The sequence below is a fragment of the Pseudomonas sp. NPDC087697 genome, from assembly GCF_044743155.1.
GTDB lineage: Bacteria > Pseudomonadota > Gammaproteobacteria > Pseudomonadales > Pseudomonadaceae > Aquipseudomonas.
In genome coordinates, this window is record NZ_JBIUVW010000018.1 from 26,253 (window position 1) to 46,493 (window position 20,241).

Annotated in this window: 19 protein-coding genes and 1 pseudogene; 9 read left to right on the forward strand and 11 right to left on the reverse strand. The window is 57.8% G+C overall.

What is annotated here, in order from left to right:
- Positions 1-25: 25 nt before the first annotated feature.
- The 7 genes and pseudogenes from ACIPIN_RS14740 to tssA form a co-directional block, all read right to left on the reverse strand.
- Positions 26-418, reverse strand: a complete 393-nt coding sequence (locus ACIPIN_RS14740) for a hypothetical protein (RefSeq protein WP_401119801.1) — start codon at positions 416-418, stop codon at positions 26-28.
- Positions 419-429: 11 nt separating this feature from the next.
- Positions 430-813, reverse strand: a complete 384-nt coding sequence (locus tag ACIPIN_RS14745; RefSeq protein ID WP_401119803.1) for a hypothetical protein — start codon at positions 811-813, stop codon at positions 430-432.
- A gap of 1,018 nt (positions 814-1,831) precedes the next feature.
- A pseudogene (locus ACIPIN_RS14750) lies at positions 1,832-2,221 on the reverse strand (PAAR domain-containing protein); the annotation flags it as partial.
- A gap of 10 nt (positions 2,222-2,231) precedes the next feature.
- The gene (gene tssE / locus ACIPIN_RS14755; protein WP_054594682.1) at positions 2,232-2,639 is read right to left on the reverse strand and encodes a type VI secretion system baseplate subunit TssE; all 408 of its coding nucleotides are present in this window, start codon (positions 2,637-2,639) and stop codon (positions 2,232-2,234) included.
- A 13-nt stretch (positions 2,640-2,652) separates the two neighbouring features.
- Positions 2,653-4,128 carry a type VI secretion system contractile sheath large subunit gene (tssC, locus tag ACIPIN_RS14760; RefSeq protein WP_401119805.1) on the reverse strand — a complete coding sequence of 492 codons (1,476 nt, stop codon included), beginning with the start codon at positions 4,126-4,128 and terminating at the stop codon, positions 2,653-2,655.
- A gap of 28 nt (positions 4,129-4,156) precedes the next feature.
- Positions 4,157-4,660 carry a type VI secretion system contractile sheath small subunit gene (gene tssB / locus ACIPIN_RS14765; protein WP_071552749.1) on the reverse strand — a complete coding sequence of 168 codons (504 nt, stop codon included), beginning with the start codon at positions 4,658-4,660 and terminating at the stop codon, positions 4,157-4,159.
- 32 nt (positions 4,661-4,692) lie between these two features.
- The gene (gene tssA, locus ACIPIN_RS14770; RefSeq protein WP_401119808.1) at positions 4,693-6,249 is read right to left on the reverse strand and encodes a type VI secretion system protein TssA; all 1,557 of its coding nucleotides are present in this window, start codon (positions 6,247-6,249) and stop codon (positions 4,693-4,695) included.
- A 719-nt stretch (positions 6,250-6,968) separates the two neighbouring features.
- On the opposite strand from tssA, the gene tssI reads away from it, so the two are divergent.
- The 4 genes from tssI (at position 6,969) to ACIPIN_RS14790 (ending at position 12,258) form a co-directional block, all read left to right on the forward strand.
- Entirely contained in the window at positions 6,969-10,388 is a 3,420-nt protein-coding gene (gene tssI, locus ACIPIN_RS14775; RefSeq protein WP_401119810.1) for a type VI secretion system tip protein TssI/VgrG, read from the forward strand.
- Positions 10,381-11,070, forward strand: a complete 690-nt coding sequence (locus tag ACIPIN_RS14780) for a DUF2931 family protein (protein ID WP_401119812.1) — start codon at positions 10,381-10,383, stop codon at positions 11,068-11,070. The genes tssI and ACIPIN_RS14780 overlap by 8 nt, the downstream gene beginning before the upstream one ends.
- Positions 11,071-11,357: 287 nt before the next feature.
- Positions 11,358-11,609: a DUF2388 domain-containing protein gene (locus tag ACIPIN_RS14785; RefSeq protein WP_401119813.1), complete on the forward strand. Its 252-nt coding sequence runs from the start codon at positions 11,358-11,360 to the stop codon at positions 11,607-11,609.
- 133 nt (positions 11,610-11,742) lie between these two features.
- Complete coding sequence (locus tag ACIPIN_RS14790) at positions 11,743-12,258, forward strand: Hcp family type VI secretion system effector (RefSeq protein WP_401119815.1); 516 nt, start codon at positions 11,743-11,745, stop codon at positions 12,256-12,258.
- A 231-nt stretch (positions 12,259-12,489) separates the two neighbouring features.
- Here ACIPIN_RS14790 and ACIPIN_RS14795 read toward each other — a convergent pair whose 3' ends face one another.
- The 3 genes from ACIPIN_RS14795 to ACIPIN_RS14805 form a co-directional block, all read right to left on the reverse strand.
- Positions 12,490-12,765, reverse strand: coding sequence for an HU family DNA-binding protein (locus ACIPIN_RS14795; RefSeq protein ID WP_003213368.1), 276 nt, complete (start codon positions 12,763-12,765; stop codon positions 12,490-12,492).
- A gap of 188 nt (positions 12,766-12,953) precedes the next feature.
- Entirely contained in the window at positions 12,954-14,102 is a 1,149-nt protein-coding gene (locus ACIPIN_RS14800; protein WP_401119817.1) for an NAD(P)/FAD-dependent oxidoreductase, read from the reverse strand.
- 34 nt (positions 14,103-14,136) lie between these two features.
- Positions 14,137-14,307, reverse strand: coding sequence for a rubredoxin (locus ACIPIN_RS14805; protein ID WP_019694300.1), 171 nt, complete (start codon positions 14,305-14,307; stop codon positions 14,137-14,139).
- A 200-nt stretch (positions 14,308-14,507) separates the two neighbouring features.
- On the opposite strand from ACIPIN_RS14805, the gene ACIPIN_RS14810 reads away from it, so the two are divergent.
- Both ACIPIN_RS14810 and ubiA read left to right on the forward strand, forming a co-directional pair.
- Entirely contained in the window at positions 14,508-15,071 is a 564-nt protein-coding gene (locus tag ACIPIN_RS14810) for a chorismate--pyruvate lyase family protein (RefSeq protein ID WP_401119819.1), read from the forward strand.
- Entirely contained in the window at positions 15,071-15,961 is an 891-nt protein-coding gene (ubiA, locus tag ACIPIN_RS14815; RefSeq protein WP_401119821.1) for a 4-hydroxybenzoate octaprenyltransferase, read from the forward strand. Before ACIPIN_RS14810 ends, ubiA begins: the two co-directional genes overlap by 1 nt.
- Positions 15,962-16,043: 82 nt before the next feature.
- Here ubiA and ACIPIN_RS14820 read toward each other — a convergent pair whose 3' ends face one another.
- On the reverse strand, positions 16,044-16,427 hold the full coding sequence (locus tag ACIPIN_RS14820; protein ID WP_401119823.1) for a hypothetical protein: 384 nt from the start codon (positions 16,425-16,427) through the stop codon (positions 16,044-16,046).
- Positions 16,428-16,578: 151 nt separating this feature from the next.
- Between ACIPIN_RS14820 and phoB the strand changes: the two genes are divergently transcribed.
- The 3 genes from phoB to ACIPIN_RS14835 all read left to right on the forward strand — a co-directional run bounded on the left by phoB (position 16,579) and on the right by ACIPIN_RS14835 (position 20,163).
- Positions 16,579-17,268: a phosphate regulon transcriptional regulator PhoB gene (phoB, locus tag ACIPIN_RS14825; protein WP_007896474.1), complete on the forward strand. Its 690-nt coding sequence runs from the start codon at positions 16,579-16,581 to the stop codon at positions 17,266-17,268.
- A 141-nt stretch (positions 17,269-17,409) separates the two neighbouring features.
- Positions 17,410-18,696, forward strand: coding sequence for a phosphate regulon sensor histidine kinase PhoR (phoR, locus tag ACIPIN_RS14830; RefSeq protein ID WP_401119871.1), 1,287 nt, complete (start codon positions 17,410-17,412; stop codon positions 18,694-18,696).
- Positions 18,697-18,822: 126 nt separating this feature from the next.
- Positions 18,823-20,163, forward strand: a complete 1,341-nt coding sequence (locus ACIPIN_RS14835; RefSeq protein WP_262113133.1) for a hemolysin family protein — start codon at positions 18,823-18,825, stop codon at positions 20,161-20,163.
- The last annotated feature ends 78 nt before the right edge of the window (positions 20,164-20,241 follow it).

A 20,241-nucleotide genomic window follows, 5' to 3' on the forward strand; every position in this document is an offset into this window, starting at 1 on the left:
TCGGGACATTCAACAAACGCTTACGTCATGGGCAAAAAGATCGGTCATCAATCGTCCATGAACGAACGGCTTTTTCTTCGACTTTTTCGACCCTCGTCAAAGCCGAGCGCAACGTCTGCGCATCGATGGTTTTGGCGGCGCGGGCGGTTTTAATTGACAGGCTGTACTGGTCGCTTATCTGGCCCGACACGTCCTTCCCAGCCGACGTGTAGTTGGCAATGGAGCGGCGTTCGTCCGGGCTTAACGTGAAGCTGCGGGGTTGATCGTCGTAGTTGGAGTCATGGGCCAGGGACAGTTCCAGCGGCACTCCGCAGGTGTTCAGCAAGTACACGTCGTTGCGGTAGACCTGTTGCGCGGCGCAGGCAGTCAATGACACGAAGAACGCAAAAAGACCGGTCCACTTAATCATCGAGTTCATCCTTGGCAGCTTCATGGGCAGATCGACGCATCGTTGATCGTCCACTCACGCTGAGTGCCGTCATTGATTTTTTTTACGCCGTTCAAGCGCTGTCGCAGCTGGGCACCGTCAATCACCTTGGTGCCGGCGGCATCGGTGATGGTCAGCGAATAGTTGCCCGGTATTTGTTCGATCACGTCTTCGCCATAAGAGGCAAAGCTCGCCACCAAGGCGCGCGATCCTGCTTCGGCCTTCACATTGCGCTCCAGTGAATGCAGATTGGAACTGTTGGAAATCTTCATTTCCAGGGGTTGGCCGCAGCGGTTCTCGACGTAAACATGGTTGTTGTAAACCTGTTGTGCCGCGCAGCTAGTCAGGGATGTGAAGAGCAGGATGAAGCCGGCGAACTTAATCATCGAATTCGACCCTGGCCAGCCAGAGCAGGCTTTTGACGTCTTGTTCGGAGGCAGACATGCGGCTTCGCAACTCAGTAGCTGAACTTGTGTAGCTACTGAAGTAATGCATGACATCCACCTCACCCGAGCCAGGAGTTGGATGATTCTCCTTCGGGTTCTGCATCAGTGAGGATGAGTCTTTGTGGGTCCACGAATAGGTAGGAATGAGACCACCGCCATACTCGTTCAGGATCAAGTGCCCAAATTCATGCGCCGACGTTTCCTTGAACTCTTCTTTTGCATAGTTCATTGCGTAGGAAGCACTGATGCCTTGACGAGTGACGAGCTGGTTATAGGCATAGCCGGCGTTGTGATAAACCTTTCTTGCGATGGCGAGACTGGTAGAGCGCCCAAAGTCTGCAGACAACGAGTCAATAAGAGGAAAATTTCCAGCTTTAGGTGTGGCATTAACATCTGCCTTGACCGTTACTTTATAAACACCCTTGCTCGTCGTTATTCCACTCGCAATACCACCGCCGCGCGATCCATTACGCGACCAGTAGAGTTCGATACCTTCCTGGGCCCAACCCAGCAGCGTGCTGAACGGCGTCGCAGCGAGGCCAGGTGTAGAACCACTGCTGCCGCCATCGGAGAAGCTCGGCCGCAACACGACGTCAACGCTCAAGGCGTTGCGGTCGACACGCACATCGACCCACTTCACTTCTTCAGCCGCGCACTTGAGCTTCAGATCAGTGACCTGTTTTTCCCCGCCTTGAGTCACTGTCAGACGAACTTTAAGGTTTGGGCTTTTCAGAATGCGAGTATCGAGAATCCCGGCAGCGTCATAGCCATCCCACTGCCATGGGTGCTTGCCAGTCGGCAGGAATGGGGCTGTATTGGGTTCGGCGTAAATCAGTTTTTCGCCATCCAGTACTTCCAGCTTCACCGAGTCAGCCGCAGCCTTGCGGTTTTCGATGACAAAATCGACTAGCTCACGATTTTTCGACGCGCCCGTTTTGAGCTCATCGAAGTCCGGAACCTCAAGCGGCGTCAGAATCCGATTGCCGCCGGATTTCATATCGAGCTTGTAATCGAGTGCAACAACGGCGGCCAGCGTGGTCGCGACGAGCCCAGAGAACGGCGCCGGCGTATGCGAGTTCCCGATAATCACCGTCGAAGACCCAGCAGTAACCTTATTGCCGTGAGTACCTACGGAGTCGACGGTCGCCGCCGGTTTACCGTTGATCAAAACGGTACTCGCCACCCCTCCGGAAATCGCACTGCCACAGGCCGAGACATCGTCCAGGCGGGCGGCCGCGAGGCCGTCGAAGAACACGTCGCCGGAACCGGTGGCGATCGGGTTGGTGCTGTGGCCGGGGAGCGGGCAAGCGGTAGGGTCACCGACTCGGGCTGCGGGTTTACCGGACATCGTCGTCTCCTTAGTTGACCTTGACTTGACCGCTGCCATCCAGGCGCGCGGCAAAACTGACCTGACGCTTGAAACCTTCAACTTCCAGCAGGCCTTCGATACTGAAGGTCAGCCTGAGTTGATCGTTGTCTCGCGGCAGGGAAACGACACGCACGTTGGTGAGGCGTGGCTCGTAGGCTTCGATGAAGCGTTCGATGGCCAGGCGGGCCTGACTCAGGGAGTCGTGCAGGCTCAGGCGCATGTCGTTGAGATCGGGTAGCCCGTAATCGGACAGCGTTTGCACGCTGCCCGCACGGGTGCTGAGCATCTTGGCCAGATGGGCAGCCACCGACGCCATGGCGGAGACCTCGCGGCTCCAGCCGACGCGTTTATCCGCGTCGCCACCCAGGCGTTCGAAAAGGCTGCCGTATCCAGTCATGAGTTAGCTCCGCTTACTCTTTGTCCAGCTTGCCAACCAGCGACAGGGTGAAATCGGCACCCATGTACTTGAAGTGCGGGCGCACGTTCAGGCTGACGCGGTACCAGCCAGGCTCGCCTTCAACATCGCTGACGATGATCTGGGCAGCACGCAGCGGACGACGACCACGGACTTCGGCGCTCGGGTTTTCCTGGTCGGCGACGTACTGACGGATCCACTTGTTGAGTTCCAGCTCGAGGTCGGTACGTTCTTTCCACGAACCGAGTTGCTCGCGCTGCAGCACTTTCAAGTAGTGAGCCAGGCGGTTGACGATCATCATGTCCGGCAGTTGGGTGCCGAGCTTGTAGTTCAGCTCTGCCGCCTTGCCTTCAGCGCTGATGCCGAAGAACTTCGGCTTCTGCACCGAGCTTGCGGAGAAGAACGCGGCGTTGTCGCTGCCCTTGCGCATGGTCAGGGAGATGAAGCCTTCCTCGGCCAGCTCGTATTCGCGACGGTCGGACACCAGCACTTCGGTCGGAATCTTGGTTTCGATTTCGCCCATGCTTTCGAAGTGGTGCAACGGCAGGTCTTCAACCGCGCCACCGCTTTGTGGGCCGATGATGTTCGGGCACCAGCGGAATTTGGCGAAGCTGTCGGTCAGCTTGGTGCCGAACGCGTAGGCGGTGTTGCCCCACAGGTAGTGCTCGTGGCTGTTGGCGACGGTTTCTTTGTACACAAACGATTTCACCGGGTTTTCTTCCGGATCGTACGGGTTGCGCAGCAGGAAACGCGGCACGGTCAGGCCGATGTAACGGGAGTCTTCGGACTGACGGAAGCTCTGCCATTTGGCGAATTGCGGGCCTTCGAAGTGATCTTTCAGATCCTTCAGGTCCGGCAGGCCGGTGAAGCTTTCCAGGCCGAAGAATTTCGGGCCGGCAGCAGCGATGAACGGCGCGTGGGACATGCACGCAACGCTCGACACGTACTGCATCAGTTTCACGTCTGGCGAGCTTGGCGACATGAAGTAGTTGGCGATGATCGCGCCCACCGGCTGGCCACCGAACTGGCCGTATTCAGCGGTGTAGATGTGCTTGTACAGGCCAGCCTGCATCACTTCCGGCGAATCTTCGAAATCGTCCAGCAGGTCTTGCTTGGAGACGTTGAGGATTTCGATCTTGATGTTTTCGCGGAAGTTGGTGCGGTCGACCAGCAACTGCAGACCACGCCACGCCGACTCCAGCGACTGGAAGTCCGGGTGGTGGAGGATTTCGTCCATCTGACGGCTGAGCTTGGCATCGATCTCGGCGATCATGCGGTCAACCATGGCCTTCTTGACCGGCTCACCGTTGTTCTGCGGCTTGAGCAGTTCTTCGATGAACGCCGACACGCCGCGCTTGGCGATGTCGTAGGCTTCGTCGTCCGGGGTCAGACGGGTTTCGGCGATGATGCTGTCGAGGATGCTGTATTCGCCGTTCTCGCTAGCTTTTTGCTGTGCTGCACTGGTGCTCATAGTGTTGGCTTCCTTGGCTGATGGGGACTCAGGCGTCCTGGGCTGCGGCGTTCAGGCCCAGCTCACCCAGTACGCGACCACGCGATTCGTCGTCGGCGAGAACGCCTTCGATGGCTTTGCGGAAGGCAGGTGCGTTACCCAGCGGGCCTTTGAGGGCCACCAGTGCGTCACGCAGTTCCATCAGTTTTTTCAGCTCAGGCACTTGCTCGACCAGGCTGGCCGGGTTGAAGTCCTTCATCGAATTGACGCGCAATTTCACCGCCAGCTCTTCGGTGTCGCCCTCTTCCTGAAGACGGTTCGGCACGCTCAACGTCAGCTGCAGTTCTTGCTTGGCGAGGACTTCGTCGAAGGTCATCTTGTCGATGCTGATCGGCTTGCGATCTTCAACTTTGCGCTCGTCCGCGCGGTGGGTGTAGTCACCGATTGCCAGTAGTTTCAGCGGCAGTTCAATCTCTTCCTGAGCACCGCCGGTGGCGGGTTTGAAGGTGACGTTGATGCGTTCCTTGGGGGCTACCGAGCCTTCTTTGGCCATGGCTTTTCTCCTTGCGGTTGTGGCCCTGGGGCCTATTCGAGTACCACTTCGAGATCGAGGTGGCACAGCCTGCGATAAATCTCTTCCTTGCGTTCTCGCACTGCGTGGTTCTGCGGCAACAACTCACAGCAGCTATGCAGGAGGTGCAGCACTTCCAGCGCAAGATCAGGCTCCCAGGCGTGCAAGCCTGAGTTCTGTAATTCTGAATCGAGGGTTTCGAGTTGGGTCTTGGCCAGTTCGTATTTCTTGGCCAGGAAGCACAGCCGCGCCAGGCTGAACTGCCAGAAGAACCGCACGCGCCCGCCGTGGGCGGCTTGCAGGCCTTGCTTGAGAATCTGCACGGCGGCCTTGAGGCCGTCCTTGCGCAGCACCGGCAAAACCTCTTCGAGCGCCAGCTCCCAGGCCGGTTGGCTGGTGCTGACTTCGACCTTGCGCGGCGCGCTGGCGGTTTGCAGATGGGGCATCACGTTGGCGCTGATCCAGGCGCGGGTGGCCGGATCAGCGAACGGCGCGCCATCGTGGTAACGCAATTCGACGATGCCTGGCAGGCGCTGAATCAACAACGCGAAGTGAATTTCCACTTCGCGCATGGCCAGGTCGGCGTTCAATCCCTGCAAACATTCCCAGACCAGCCGCTGGCCATCGAACCAAAACGGCGCCTTGGCCAGGCTGGCTTCCAGTTCCACCAGCAGGTCGGCAAATTTCCCCTGGTCGAAACGGTCCTGGTAGATTTTCAGCTTGTCGGCCGGCAGCCCGCGCAGGGCAGTAATCTGCTCGGAATTGCGCTCGGGGACGGCATCGATCGGCAACCACAACAGAGTGCGATTCAAGCGCAGGGCGCGCAGGTCGGTGGCTTTCTGTTTCAGCCACCAGGCGCACAGCGGGCGCGCATTTTCCTGCTGCGCGCGCAGGGCCTTGTGGGCTTCTTTTTCGTTGTCGATCGGCGCGCCGGGGGTGAACAGCTGGGTCGCGGCCTGTTTGACCTGAGCCACCACCGCGCCTACAGCGCCGGGCTCCGGCTGGTTGTCGGCGGCGCGCTGGACCATGTTTTTCAGGCGGCGGGAGATCGGCAGCAGCAGCGGCGCGTCGTCGCCCAGGTGCTCGGTGCAGGCGGCATCGAGGCCTTCCAGGTGCTCGACCAATCGACGGAACAGCGGCAGTTGTTCTTTGATCGCGACGTTTTCGCTCAGCACCTGTTCGAGACGCGGGACCAACCAACTGATGGCAGCGGAGCGGGTGCGGGCCTTGTTCGGGTGAATTTCGGCCCAGTGGTGCTCGCACAGATGGTGCAGCAGGCCGAGACCGGCCAGCAGCCCCTGGAAGGATTCGCGCTGATACAGCGCCCAGGTCAGCCAGGCGCCGACCCGCAAATCCTTGGATTGGGTTCGCAGCAGCGCTTCACTGTTTTCGCGGATTTTCAGCCAGTCGATCTGACCGCTTTCATGCATGGATTGGGCTTTGCCCAACTCGCTTTCCAATGCCTCATATTCGCTCGAAAAGCGAACATCCTCGCCCGCAAAATTCTCTTTGGAAACAGAGCACTTGGCGAGTTCAAGGTAATGAGCAGAAAGTTTGCTTGAATAGGACATCCCTGGCCTTTAATAGTATTACGGTCTGTACGCCTTCCGGAGTTTCGGTGCGTTGGACAGTATCAAGAGCATCGCGAAAGACTCATCCAATTGAGTACCGTGCTCTTTCAAGTGGTGCGCATCCTACTCACGATGGTGGCCACTAGCAAGCATCCAATTAAACAACAAGACGAAGTGTTCTCTGTAGCGTGTAGGTGATCACCCTATATGTGACAGGGGATCCCCTGATGTCAGTTTAATATTTCCGCTTTCGGCCAATCGCCCCGGAACCGTTGAGCCAGAGCGGTCCTGCAAACCTGGCCGTCATCATTGAACATCTGTCCTTTGAGGTTGGCGCAAAGCATGACAAGAATTAAAAATGATAAATGTAGGATCTTTCTGACAAAGTTAATGCCAACAATTTCCAGGTCAGTGACAACAACAGCCAATTAAAAAGTGCCATCAAAATAGTGGCACCTTATATATCAGCAAACTCCTCAAATGTGGCGATATACAGCGAAATTGCATGGAATTGACCACCCAATTGCACTCGACTTGCACCGTCTCTGTCGTTTGCTAACGCAACACTCTGAAACACGGAGCGCTCTGACTGACGTTAGGGACTCCTCCTACATTATTTCGTTTTCTGCCTTGTTAGCGTGCCCTGCAACTTTTGTGTGCGCAGACCAAGGACGGTTTGGATATCGCGCGTTATCTCCTCTCTGCTTAAGGATAAGCGTATGTTCGGGTCGGCCAATACTGCGCAATTTGCGCTGCATATCCCCACTGTTCGCAACGATTTCAAGGTGCTGGCCTTCGATGGCATTGAAACCATCAGCAGCCTGTATGCAATTCGGGTGGAGCTGGTTAGCGAGTACCCTGATTTCGATCTGGAGAGCCTGCTCAGCCAGCCCGCTTTCCTCCAGTTCGGCCTTAACGGCGAAGGAATTCATGGCTATATCGACGGGGTTTCCACGGGTGATGTCGGCAAACGCCTGACCCGTTATCACCTGACCCTGGTGCCGGCGCTGCACTATTTGCAGTTCAGCCACGATCATCGGATTTTCCAGAGCCAGACGGTGCCGAAAATCATCGCTCGGGTACTCAAGGCGCATGGCATCCAGGCTGATGCTTTTACCTTCAACGTCAGAACAAGTCCCGAGCGCGAATACTGCACCCAATATGGGGAAAGTGATTTTGAGTTCGTCCAGCGGCTGTGCGCCGAGGACGGTATCGCGTGGCATCACCAGCATTCCCGCGAAGGCCATGTGCTGGTGTTTACCGATGACCAGACCTTCTTCCCCACGCTGGGCGAAACTCCTTATCAGCAAGACGCCGGCATGGTGGCGGAGCATTCGGTCGTCAGCCAGTTCTCCCTGCGTTTCAGCACCCGTACCAGCACGACCACGCGCCGGGGTTATGACCTGAAGCGGCCGAGCCTGTTGCTGGAAAGCCACTTCACTGCCGAGTTCAGCCCTGAGCTTGAAGACTATCGCTACCCACTGTTCTTCGAGAGCGAAAAGCGCGCTAAACAGCTCGCCCGGCAGGCGCTGGAACGGCACCGAACCGATTACCAATTGGCGGAGGGCGAAAGCGATCAGCCGACTCTGCGCAGCGGCCACTTTTTCAATCTGACCGAACACCCTCGTCAGCAGTGCAACGATTTGTGGTTGTTGCTCAGTGTGACGCACACAGGCAAGCAACCTCAGTCACTGGAGGAAGCAATTACCAGCGACAACAACCCCGATGACGGTTTCACTCAGGGTTATCGCAACACTTTCAGCGCCATTCCGTGGGACGTGTTTTACCGGCCACCGATGCCTGCACAAAGACCGGCTCTGGTCTGCCAGACCGCCCGCGTCACCGGCCCTACCGGCGAAGAGATTTACTGCGATGAATATGGTCGCGTCAAAGTCGAGTTTCACTGGGACCGGGCCGAACGCGACAGCGAAAAAAGCAGTTGCTGGCTGCGGGTTTCATCCAGCTGGGCGGGGGATAATTTCGGCGCGGTGACCATTCCGCGTATCGGCATGGAAGTCCTCGTCACCTACCTCGAAGGCAATCCCGATAATCCGTTGATCACCGGTTGCTTAAGGAACAAAGTCACGCCTGCGCCCTACCCCTTGCCCGAGAACAAAACCAAAACCGTGCTGCGCAGCCACAGCTCCCCCAGCACGGGTGGTTACAACGAACTGTCGATTGAAGATCGCGCAGGGCAAGAGCTGATCTACCTGCGTGCCCAGCGGGATATGGAGCAAAAAGTCAAAAATGACAGTCGGCTGGAAGTGGGTAACGAGCGCCGGGAAATCATCAAGGGCAACAGCATTACGGTGCTGGGGGCTGAAGAACATCGCACGGTCGCGGCGGATCGCAAAGTCCAGCTCAAGGCTAACGACTACTTACAGGTAGCCAGCACCAGCCACACACAAATCGGCGAAACCTTGGTGGTCGAGGCCGGCGAGCAGGTTCATATCAAGGCAGGGGCCAGTCTGGTGCTGGATGCGGGGGCCAGCATTACCTTGAAAGCAGGTGGTCACCACATCGTGATCGACGCTGACGGTATTTTCAGCAGTACCGCGATTGAGGACGGCGGTTCTCCGGTGTCGGGCATGGCCGCACTTGCATTACTGCCGGGGGCGGCGGCCGGCTTGTTGGCATCCGTCGCGCCTGCGCCACCTGAGGACGAAGAGTCAGGCGAACTGGAGGAAGAGGAGGAAGAAGTCGAACTGGAGGGGGTCACCTTGCGGATCGGCGTGTTCTTCGATGGCACCGGCAACAACCGGTCCAACAGTGAAATGGTCGCTGGGTGCTATGCGCGGGATGTGGGTTTGGAGGCGCTGGCTGAGGATATTCGGCAGTTTTGTCAGGCCCATGGGTATGACGGCAAAGGGGGAGCGCCGGATAACAGTTATGGGAATGACAGCAGTAATGTGGCGAAGCTCCATGACCTGTTCAACGATGATAGCGAACGTCAGCTCTCGGCAGATGAGAGCAAAGCGTCAATCAGCGTTTATCTGGAGGGTATCGGCACCAGTAGCGGAGCAGAAGATTCGCTTTACTCACAGATGACCGGTTTGGGCGCGCAGGGTGTATTGGCGCGAGTTGAGCAGAGTCCAGCACGAATTCTCGAAAGGATTGAGCGGTTTGAACTATCAAATCCTGAACGAAAAATTGAGCGCATCGAATTCGACATTTTCGGTTTCAGCCGAGGCGCTGCTGCCGCCCGACATTTCGCGAATGAAGTAGTGAAGGGGGAGCAGAACCCATTGGCCACGCTACTGCCAGCCGACTCATCACTGTTCATCGAGGAGTTTGCCTGGCGCGCCAACATCGATGTGTCCATCAATTTTATCGGCATCTTCGACACCGTTGCCGCCGTCGCGAGCGTTTCCAGTGGCGGCGTCAGCATCCACGACGCCAACAACCCTGGCGTAAACCTGTACCTGGCGCCGGACCTGGCCAAAAAAGTCGTGCATCTGGTGGCACGGGACGAGCGTCGCCACAACTTTTCGCTCAACAGTGCAGGAGTTGCCGATATCGTGTTGCCGGGCGTTCATTCTGACCTTGGCGGCGGTTATCTGCCTCGCGCTACGGAGCACATTCTGCTCAGCAAGCCATTCCGTAGCCAGGAGGATGCTCACGCGTCCCCCATGAGATCCATTGCCTATCGTTGGACCCAAACCGAACTGCATCGCCTTCAGGATCAGCTCAACCTTCATGATCTGTCATTGCAGGTGCAAACCTGGGTGCTGAAGTTTGAACGCAAGGTCAAAGGTGACCACGAAAAGTGGCAGCATGTGTATGCGGCGGTCAGCAGCCAGCAGGAAGTGCGTAATGAACTGGCCTTGATTTACCTGCGCATCATGCGTGAGTGGGGTGCAAGGCACGACGTTCCTTTCCGCTCTATTGACGAAGATGATCAAAAGTATGCGTTACCTGTTGAACTGCAACCGATCGCTCAAAAACTGATGGCTTACGCGCTGGGCGAAACCCGCCGCATGGGTTTGAGTCTGGACGAAGAGGCTTTGCTCGTTGGGCGCTATATCCATCTCTCCGCGAACTGGAACGCCCTCAAAGGCTTCAACAACAGCGATCTGGACATCGTGTTCATCAATCGGCCAGCCGAAAATCATAGGCGAGTGGTACATCCCAATGTTTAAGAACTCACCCGCAGTTAAAGCGAGTGTTGCAATGTTATTGGTGTTGCTCGCGGGGGGATGCGCCACGGGAATTGGTCAGTCACTGCCTTATGACGGTTGGACGCTGGATTTTTTTGGGCCGCCCTATATGGAAGCCTGGATTGAAACGGCAGACGTGGTTGATATCAATGGACGCGTGTTCCGCGGTGCAGGCAGCGGAGGAGTGTCGACCGGCTATCCAACTGCATTCAGCAAAGGGATACCAACGAAGTTTCGCGGCAACCCCAAAGGATGGGCCGAGCATCCGGGCGGGAGTGGTCGACGCGTAACCGGTGCAGGTCTCCCCCGCTTGGTCTACGTACGTTGGCAGTCGCTGGCCGAGCCGCAAACTTATGAGGCGTACATCGAGATCCCAGAGCCGGCTCGAACCACCATGCTCAAGGGTGAAGAGGCTTACTGCGGTGCCGCCGGCAAATGGAAAACCGATTACCGAAAGCTGCTGATCATTGGCCTGGCACCGGGCGGTATCGCCAAAGTGTATTTGGGTGGCCCGTGCCTGAAGTCAACCGAGGTTACCCGCGTAGTAGGCACGATCAATCCCGAAGGCCCCTATGGGGGCACGTCCAATGGAAAACATCGACCCCTTTCAGAGGAATCCAAAGCCTACATCGACCAGTTCGGTATTCCCTATGGCTCCTGGTAATCCATGAACAATCACCAGAAACCACGACCACTGGAATACTCCAATGCCGCCAGTAGACAGGAAGTTCAATCAATGACTGAAGGACATTTCATCCGTTTAGGTGACAAGACCACCTGCGGTGGCGAGGTAAAGGAGGTCGATACATACGTCATGCACAATAAAAATCGGCGTTTGCCTTCGGGTGCTATTGGGTTGCCATGTTCACACTCGTAGCCAGCGCCTCTGTTCGGGCTGAAGGGTGCCTCGGTGTTGGCTGCCTATTAAAGGGTGGCCCCCTTGAATACTCGATGCTGACTGGATTTGGGTTGATCTTTACAACGGTCGGGCCGTTTATTTCGACCTCAGATGCCACTAAAGATGGCCCCTCGAAACACTACACCCAAGCGGTGAAGGACGATGCCGCAGCTTATCTCGCTACCGACGGCGATATCGATGGACCCATGCTTGAATCCGCATGGCGCACGTACTTGGAGCAGCACGCTTATCTTCAGCCAAGCAAGAAAGAGTTTGCCCACATGGTGCTAGCTACCTATGGATGAACAACCAAGCTCCCGGCAATTGAAAGGAATCCAGTTCGGCATTCCCTATGGCTCTTGGTAACAACAACCCCGCTGCACGCACTACGCAATATCGCTTCTCAGGAACCCTTAACTTTTAGCAAGGAGCACCACCATGGCTACACCCGCATACATGTCCGTCACTGGCGAAAAACAAGGCCTGATCACTGCCGGCGCTTTCACCGCCGACTCGGTTGGCAACTCCTACCAGGAAGGTCACGAAGATCAGGTCATGATTCAGCCGTTCAGCCACGACGTGATCATCCCGCGTGACCCGCAGTCCGGCCAACCGACCGGTCAGCGCATGCACAAGCCAGCGGTGATCACCAAGGTCTACGACAAGGCTTCGCCACTGCTGCAGGCGGCGCTGACCTCCGGCGAGCGCATGAGCGAAATCGTTATCCAGTGGTACCGCACCTCGGCGCAAGGCACCCAGGAGCACTACTACACCACCAAACTGGAAGACGCGATCATCGTCGCCATCAACAACAAAATGCATAACTGCCAGGACCCGTCGAACTCGCACTTCACTCACCTGGAAGAAGTGCAGTTCACCTATCGCAAAATCACCTGGACCCACGAAGTATCCGGTACTTCGGGTTCCGATGACTGGCGTACCCCGGTCGCCTGATTCAACCCGACCGTCTCACGCATCGGCCAGCTCTGCTGGTCGATGTTGTTTACGCCACTCCAGAATTTCGCGTGCGTTGACCCGATATCCGGCTGTCGATGAACTCAGCATGAGCGCCCCCCACAATCTGACTCTGCACATTGCTATCAACCATAAAAAATGGGCACCCGATTCAATCGGCGTGCCCATTTTCAATACGACTCTCCCCGCAATTCAGGGAGTTCGCAGCATTTATGGATTAACGCTATCTTTCAACGACTTGCCTGGTTTGAAAGCAACGGTGTTGCTGGCCTTGATTTTCACTGGCTCACCAGTTTGCGGGTTCTTGCCGGTGCGAGCGCCACGGTGACGCTGCAGGAAAGTACCGAAGCCCACCAGGGTGACGCTGTCTTTACGGTGCAGAGCGCCGGTGATTTCTTCGAGGACGGCGTTGAGAACGCGGTTAGCCTGTTCTTTGGTGAGGTCAGCCTTTTCAGCGATTGCTGCGGCGAGTTCTGGTTTACGCATAGTGAAGCCTCTTTGACGGTTTTTTGTTGTTATGTCCGTGCTGTTCTTCCGGAACAGCGCCCAAGGCGCCGCAGGCTCTACTCTGCGGCAGACGGGAGTGAGGATGGCACGCGGTTACTTGCGGCGCCAGTCTCGGGGCGACCTTTGTAGGGGCAAAAGCGGGGTGATTCCGACAGAACGACCGGTATTTACGCCAGAAGCGCCGGAAGTTCCTTGTTTAGAGCCAGTTTATCCATCACCGCAGCCCCGGTAAGCGCGTAACCCAGCAGTTTTCCGCTGGCATCACGGCACAGTGCCTTGATGTCGGCACCCTGCCCTTCGACGGTCCAGATACCTTCAAAACCCCGTGGCGGTGGGGACACCACCAATGGGCAGACCGGTGTTTTCACGGTAATCGGCATCGCGCCGTAGCTGACCGCAGTCGGGTTGCCGGCCAGGGTCTGAGCCAGCGCACGCGCACAGCTCATCAGGGGCATCACGTACAGCAAATTCAGCCCATCGACCTCGGCGCAGTCGCCCAAGGCGTAAATATTGGCGTGGGAGGTCTTCAGGTGACGGTCAACGACCACGCCGCGATTGATCTGCAAACCGGCAGCGGCCGCCAGATCGATGCGCGGGCGCAGGCCAATGGCGGATACCACGACGTCGCAGGGGATCACCTGGCCATCGGACAAATGCCCTTCGAGTCCGTCATCGGTGCGCTGCAAGCTGTTAAGTACCGGACCTAAGTGGAACTGCGCGCCCAGGCTTTCCAGCCCGGCCTGCACCGCAGCAGCCGCCGCCGGGTGAAGCAGCGTCGGCATGACTTGTTCGCACGGCGCGACCAGCTGCACTTCATAACCACCGAGGATCAGGTCGTTGGCGAACTCACAGCCAATCAGGCCGGCACCGAGCAGCAGCACCCGACGCTTACCGGCCGCCGCTGCACGAAAGCGCGCATAGTCTTCGAGGTCGTTGATCGGGAAGATCGCCTCAGGCGCATCGCCCTGCACCGGCACGCGCACGGTTTCCGCGCCCCAGGCGAGGATCAGGTCGCGATAGGACACAGCTTCTTCGCCGATCCACAGGCGTTTGTGGCCAGGGTCGATGCCGCTGATGCGCGTGTGGGTGCGCACTTCAGCTTTGAGCTGTTCGGCCATGGCACCCGGTTCGGCCATGCTCAGGCCATCGGCGTCCTTGTTCTTGCCGAAACCGGTGGAGAGCATCGGCTTGGAGTAAGAGCGTCCGTCATCTGCGGTAATCAGCAGCAGCGGTGTTTCGCCATCGAGTTTGCGAAACTCCCGGGCCAGGTTGTAGCCAGCCAGCCCAGTGCCGACGATCACGACAGGTGCGTTCATTCCTTACTCCTCTTCAATTCATAGAAAACGCTGATCAGGCAGCGATTTCGATCATCTCGAAATCCATTTTGCCGACGCCACAGTCCGGACACAGCCAGTCTTCCGGTACGTCCTGCCACAAGGTCCCGGCGGCGATGCCATCATCAGGCCAGCCGTCGGCTTCGTTGTAGATCAGCCCACAGACCACGCATTGCCACTTCTTCATCACTTGTTTCCTCAGATTCTCAGGCTTTTTCTGGCGCGAACGGTCGATAGGTATAGGCCTGCCGCCCGGCTCAAGGCGTTTTGTACTGATCGGGCGCAACAGATGCAAGCCTGTTCGCTGCCTTACCCCGCCTGATCAGTCAATATCACCGACCGACATGTTAAGCTCGCCGCCTCATTTGCTGCCAATACTGACTCACTGTGCCGCACTCAAAACTCCTCACACCTGCCCCGCTCTGGCTTCCACAAAGCCAGCTGACGCCCCTTCCCGACGCGCAAACCCTCGACTGGCTATTCGATGAAGGCTCGCTCACCCGCCGCCTGACCCGTTTGTCGGATGACGGCTTCAGCGTTACGCCATTATTCGAAGGCTGGCAGCCTTTACGCGCAGACGAATGCGCCGCGCTGGAGTTGCCCGAAAGCAGTGAAGGCTGGGTACGTGAGGTGTATTTGCGCGGTCACGGTGAAGCCTGGGTGTTTGCCCGAAGTGTGGCGGCGCGCAGCTCGTTGCAGGACGGCGGGCTAAATATGGATGAGTTGGGCAGCCGCTCCCTGGGCGAGTTGCTGTTTTGCGATCAGGCGTTCCAGCGCCGCGCCATCGAGGTTTGTCACTATCCCGTCGAGTGGTTGCCGAGTGAGTCTCAGGCACCGGAACTGTGGGGCCGGCGCTCGCGTTTCGATCGGGGGGACCTGAGCGTGCTGGTCGCGGAAATATTCCTGCCAACGCTGTGGCGTGCTGTTTGCTCGAATGCGGAGAACTGCTGATGTACCAAAGCCTGCTCAAATCCCTGAATCGCTTGAACCCACGTGCCTGGGATTTTATTCAGCTGACCCGGATGGACAAGCCCATCGGCATTTATCTGCTGCTGTGGCCGACCTTGTGGGCACTGTGGATTGCCGGCAAGGGTTCGCCGTCACTGGCCAATATCGTTATTTTCGTCCTTGGCGTAGTGCTGACCCGCGCCGGTGGCTGCGTGATCAATGACTGGGCTGATCGCAAAGTCGACGGTCATGTGCAACGTACCGAACAACGACCATTGGTCAGCGGCAAGATCAGTTCGAAAGAAGCGCTGGTGTTCTTCGCACTGCTGATGGGCGTGAGTTTCCTGTTGGTGCTGTGCACTAACGCGGCCACGGTCTGGCTGTCGTTCGGCGGTCTGGCGCTGGCTGCCACTTACCCGTTCATGAAGCGCTACACCTATTACCCGCAAGTGGTGCTGGGCGCGGCGTTCTCCTGGGGCATGCCGATGGCGTTCACCGCCGAAACCGGTGAGCTGCCGGCCATTGCCTGGTTGCTATGGATCGCCAACCTGCTGTGGACCGTGGGTTACGACACCTATTACGCCATGACTGACCGCGACGACGATTTGAAGATTGGCGTGAAGTCCACGGCGATTCTGTTCGGCGATGCCGATCGGGTGATCATTCTCACGCTGCAAGGGCTGGCCCTGGCGTGCTTGCTGCTGGCGGGATCGAAGTTTGAGCTTGGCGGCTGGTTCCACCTGGGGTTGCTGGCAGCGGCCGCGTGCTTTGCCTGGGAGTTTTGGTACACCCGAGACAAGGACCGACTGAAGTGTTTCCAGGCCTTCCTGCATAACCATTGGGCCGGGTTGGCGATTTTCATCGGGATCGTGCTGGATTACGCGCTGCGTTGAATGCTTAAGAAGATCGCAGCCCCCCGCAGGAGCTGCCGAAGGCTGCGATCTTTTAATGCAAACGGCTAGCGATCAGCCAAGGTTACATAGGCTTGGCGACGTGCCAGGCGCCATTCATCATCCCTTCACCGGTCATGTCACCGGCCTTCTTGTCCTGAACGAATTTGTACAGCGGCTTGCCGTAGTAGGCCCATTGCATCTTGCCGTCGTCGCGTTTGATCACCGTCCAGTCACCCTTGGATTTGTCGGCGGCGGCAGCCGCGAGCGGCGGCCAGTTGGCAGCGCACTTGTCATTGCACATGGACTTGCCAGCAGCATCCTTATCAAAGGTATACAAGGTCATGCCCTTGCTATCGACCAGCATGCCACCCTTTTCCATCGCCGGATCAGCGGCGAAGGCCATTGCCGGTAATGCCAGTGCAGCGGCCAACATCAGAGCTTTAAAAGATTGAGCGTAGTGAGTCATAGAAACCTTCCTTTGTGGTTGTCAGGATCCGGACTCTAAGCGTAGTTCAGGATTGCACTGCCCGCCGCACGACTAAAATACTGTCACACGACTGCAATAATTCCGTTATCTAATGCGGCGCAAGACAGTTAAATGACAAGAGGATTAAGGCATGGTTGGCAGGAGTATTCTGATCGTCGACGACGAAGCGCCCATTCGCGAAATGATCGCCGTTGCGTTGGAAATGGCCGGCTATGACTGCCTGGAAGCCGAAAACTCCCAGCAGGCCCACGCTATTATTGTCGACCGCAAACCGGACCTGATCCTGCTCGACTGGATGCTGCCCGGCACTTCAGGCATCGAATTGGCCCGCCGTCTCAAGCGCGATGAGCTGACCGGGGACATCCCGATCATCATGCTCACCGCCAAGGGCGAAGAGGACAACAAGATCCAGGGTCTGGAAGTCGGCGCCGATGACTACATCACCAAGCCGTTTTCCCCACGCGAGCTGGTTGCGCGCCTGAAAGCCGTGCTGCGTCGCGCCGGCCCTACCGACGGCGAAGCGCCGATCGAAGTCGGCGGCCTGCTGCTGGACCCGATCAGCCACCGCGTGACCATCGACGGCAAGCCCGCCGAGATGGGCCCGACCGAATACCGCTTGCTGCAATTTTTCATGACACACCAGGAACGCGCCTACACCCGCGGGCAATTGCTCGATCAGGTCTGGGGCGGCAATGTGTATGTCGAAGAGCGCACCGTCGACGTGCATATCCGTCGTTTGCGTAAAGCTCTCGGCGATGCCTATGAGAATCTGGTACAAACCGTGCGTGGCACTGGTTATCGCTTTTCCACTAAAGCATAAAAGCAGCTGCAAGCCATAAGCGACAAGCGGCAAGACAAAGCAGGACCGCTTTAACTTGAAGCTTGCAGCTTGAAACTTGAAGCTGCTCTTAGGACACATGTTTAAGTGAACCAAAACTGGCATGGCACTCTGATCCGCCACATGCTGTTACTGGTCACCGGCTGTCTGGTGATCGGCCTGATTACAGGCGCATACGGCTGGAGCCTGGCCGCAGGCCTGGGGATCTACCTGGCCTGGACCCTCAAACAATTGCTGCGCCTGCATGAGTGGCTACGCCTGCAAAAACCCGACGAAGGACCACCCGATGGCTACGGCCTGTGGGGTGAAGTGTTCGACAGCATCTACCACCTGCAACGGCGCGATCAGCGCGTGCGCGGACGCCTGCAAGCGGTGATCGACCGGGTTCAGGAGTCCACCGCGGCGTTGAAAGACGCAGTGATCATGCTCGACAGTGACGGAAACCTGGAATGGTGGAACCGCGCCGCCGAAACGCTGCTGGGCCTCAAGACCCCGCAGGACAGCGGTCAGCCGGTAACCAATCTGGTGCGTCATCCGCGCTTCAAGGAATACTTCGAGCAGGACAGCTACGCCGAACCGCTGGAAATCCCCTCGCCGACCAACGACCGGATGCGGATTCAGCTGTACATCACTCGTTACGGCAACAATGAACACCTGATGCTGGTACGCGACGTCACCCGCATTCATCAGCTTGAGCAAATGCGCAAAGACTTCATCGCCAACGTCTCCCACGAACTGCGCACGCCATTGACGGTAATCTGCGGCTACCTGGAAACCCTGCTCGACAACGTCGAAGAAGTGAATCCGCGCTGGAGCCGTGCGTTGCAGCAAATGCAGCAACAAGGCGGGCGCATGCAGACGTTGCTCAATGACTTGCTGCTATTGGCCAAGCTCGAAGCCACCGATTACCCGTCGGACAACCAACCGGTGCCGATCGACAGCCTTCTGCAATCGATCAAGAGCGATGCCCAGGCGCTGTCCGGGCAGCGCAACCAGCGCATTACGCTGGAAGCCGATCCGTCGATTCTGCTCAAGGGCAGTGAAGCAGAGCTTCGCAGTGCCTTCTCGAACCTGGTGTTCAACGCGGTCAAATACACTCCGGACGGCGGCAATATCCGCATCCGTTGGTGGGGTGACGAGCAAGGCGCACACCTCAGCGTGCAGGACTCGGGGATCGGCATCGACAACAAACACCTGCCGCGCCTGACCGAACGTTTCTACCGCGTCGACTCCAGCCGCAACTCCAATACCGGCGGGACCGGGCTGGGCCTGGCCATCGTCAAACACGTTTTGTTACGACATCGTGCGCGAATGGAGATCAGCAGCGTGCTGGGTCACGGCAGCACGTTCACCTGCCATTTCGTGCCGGCACAGGTCACAAGATCGCGGGTCAATTCGCTGACCGACTAGCGCGAGCGTTGACTGAACACTAGGCAATCGCCCTGTCAGCCGCTACATTGGCTGACTTGGGCCTGCCTTTCAGGCTCGGCAATCACCCCTTTCTTCTCGAACATACGGAACCCGCAAAACTCCATCATGGACCCTTCCCCTGGCTTGACCCTCGCTACACTCTTCGCCGATTTCGGCATGATTCTTTTTGCACTGATCCTGGTTTTGCTCAACGGCTTCTTCGTTGCGGCGGAATTTGCCATGGTCAAACTGCGCTCGACCCGGGTCGAGGCTATCGCCTATAAGCATGGCTGGCGCGGGCAGATCCTGCGCACCGTGCACAGCAAACTCGACGCTTACCTGTCGGCCTGCCAATTGGGTATCACCCTCGCCTCCCTGGGCCTTGGCTGGGTCGGTGAGCCGGCGTTCGCGGTCATTCTCGAACCGCTGCTGAGCGCAGTCGGTGTCAGCTCCCCGGAAGTGATCAAAGGCGTGTCGTTCTTTACCGCCTTCTTCATCATTTCCTACCTGCACATCGTGGTCGGCGAGCTGGCGCCCAAATCCTGGGCCATCCGCAAACCCGAGCTGCTGTCGCTGTGGACGGCGGTGCCGCTGTACTTGTTCTACTGGGCGATGTACCCGGCCATTTACCTGCTCAACGCCAGCGCCAACACCATTCTGCGGATCGCCGGCCAAGGCGAACCCGGCCCGCATCACGAGCACCATTACAGCCGTGAAGAACTGAAACTGATCCTGCACTCCAGCCGTGGCCAGGACCCGAGCGACCAAGGTATGCGAGTACTCGCCTCGGCCGTGGAAATGGGCGAGCTGGAAGTGGTTGACTGGGCCAACTCCCGGGAAGACCTGGTGACGCTGGAGTTCAACGCGCCGCTCAAGGAAATCCTCGCGCTGTTCCGTCGTCACAAATTCAGCCGCTACCCGGTGTACGACAGCGACCGCCAGGAGTTCGTCGGCCTGCTGCACATCAAGGACCTGCTGCTGGAACTGGCGGCGCTGGACCATATTCCCGAGTCGTTCAACCTGGCCGAGCTGACGCGTCCACTGGAGCGCGTATCGCGGCACATGCCGTTGTCGCGGTTGCTGGAGCAGTTCCGCAAGGGCGGTTCGCACTTCGCCGTGGTGGAAGAAGCCGATGGCAACATCATCGGTTACCTGACCATGGAAGACGTGCTGGAGGTGCTGGTCGGCGACATCCAGGACGAACACCGCAAGGCTGAGCGCGGAATTCTCGCCTACCAGCCGGGCAAGTTGCTGGTACGTGGCGACACGCCGCTGTTCAAGGTCGAACGCCTGCTGGGCATCGATCTGGACCACGTCGAAGCAGAAACCCTCGCCGGGCTGGTCTACGAAACCCTGAAACGGGTGCCGGAAGAGGAAGAAGTGCTGGAAGTCGAAGGTTTGCGGATCATCATCAAAAAGATGAAAGGTCCGAAAATCATCCTGGCCAAAGTGTTGATGCTCGATTAGTGCCCGACACCTGATCGGCATCGATCCCATCGCGAGCAAGCTCGCTCCCACACTGATTCGGTGTTACTCCGGTTTCCC

Bases quoted from the DNA above. Each gene is read 5' to 3' on its own strand.
- ACIPIN_RS14740 (WP_401119801.1), bottom strand. From the start codon at position 418: ATGAACTCGATGATTAAGTGGACCGGTCTTTTTGCGTTCTTCGTGTCA.
- ACIPIN_RS14745 (WP_401119803.1), bottom strand. From the start codon at position 813: ATGATTAAGTTCGCCGGCTTCATCCTGCTCTTCACATCCCTGACTAGC.
- tssE (WP_054594682.1), bottom strand. From the start codon at position 2,639: ATGACTGGATACGGCAGCCTTTTCGAACGCCTGGGTGGCGACGCGGAT.
- tssC (WP_401119805.1), bottom strand. From the start codon at position 4,128: ATGAGCACCAGTGCAGCACAGCAAAAAGCTAGCGAGAACGGCGAATAC.
- tssB (WP_071552749.1), bottom strand. From the start codon at position 4,660: ATGGCCAAAGAAGGCTCGGTAGCCCCCAAGGAACGCATCAACGTCACC.
- tssA (WP_401119808.1), bottom strand. From the start codon at position 6,249: ATGTCCTATTCAAGCAAACTTTCTGCTCATTACCTTGAACTCGCCAAG.
- tssI (WP_401119810.1), top strand. From the start codon at position 6,969: ATGTTCGGGTCGGCCAATACTGCGCAATTTGCGCTGCATATCCCCACT.
- ACIPIN_RS14780 (WP_401119812.1), top strand. From the start codon at position 10,381: ATGTTTAAGAACTCACCCGCAGTTAAAGCGAGTGTTGCAATGTTATTG.
- ACIPIN_RS14785 (WP_401119813.1), top strand. From the start codon at position 11,358: ATGCTGACTGGATTTGGGTTGATCTTTACAACGGTCGGGCCGTTTATT.
- ACIPIN_RS14790 (WP_401119815.1), top strand. From the start codon at position 11,743: ATGGCTACACCCGCATACATGTCCGTCACTGGCGAAAAACAAGGCCTG.
- ACIPIN_RS14795 (WP_003213368.1), bottom strand. From the start codon at position 12,765: ATGCGTAAACCAGAACTCGCCGCAGCAATCGCTGAAAAGGCTGACCTC.
- ACIPIN_RS14800 (WP_401119817.1), bottom strand. From the start codon at position 14,102: ATGAACGCACCTGTCGTGATCGTCGGCACTGGGCTGGCTGGCTACAAC.
- ACIPIN_RS14805 (WP_019694300.1), bottom strand. From the start codon at position 14,307: ATGAAGAAGTGGCAATGCGTGGTCTGTGGGCTGATCTACAACGAAGCC.
- ubiA (WP_401119821.1), top strand. From the start codon at position 15,071: ATGTACCAAAGCCTGCTCAAATCCCTGAATCGCTTGAACCCACGTGCC.
- ACIPIN_RS14820 (WP_401119823.1), bottom strand. From the start codon at position 16,427: ATGACTCACTACGCTCAATCTTTTAAAGCTCTGATGTTGGCCGCTGCA.
- phoB (WP_007896474.1), top strand. From the start codon at position 16,579: ATGGTTGGCAGGAGTATTCTGATCGTCGACGACGAAGCGCCCATTCGC.
- phoR (WP_401119871.1), top strand. From the start codon at position 17,410: ATGCTGTTACTGGTCACCGGCTGTCTGGTGATCGGCCTGATTACAGGC.
- ACIPIN_RS14835 (WP_262113133.1), top strand. From the start codon at position 18,823: ATGGACCCTTCCCCTGGCTTGACCCTCGCTACACTCTTCGCCGATTTC.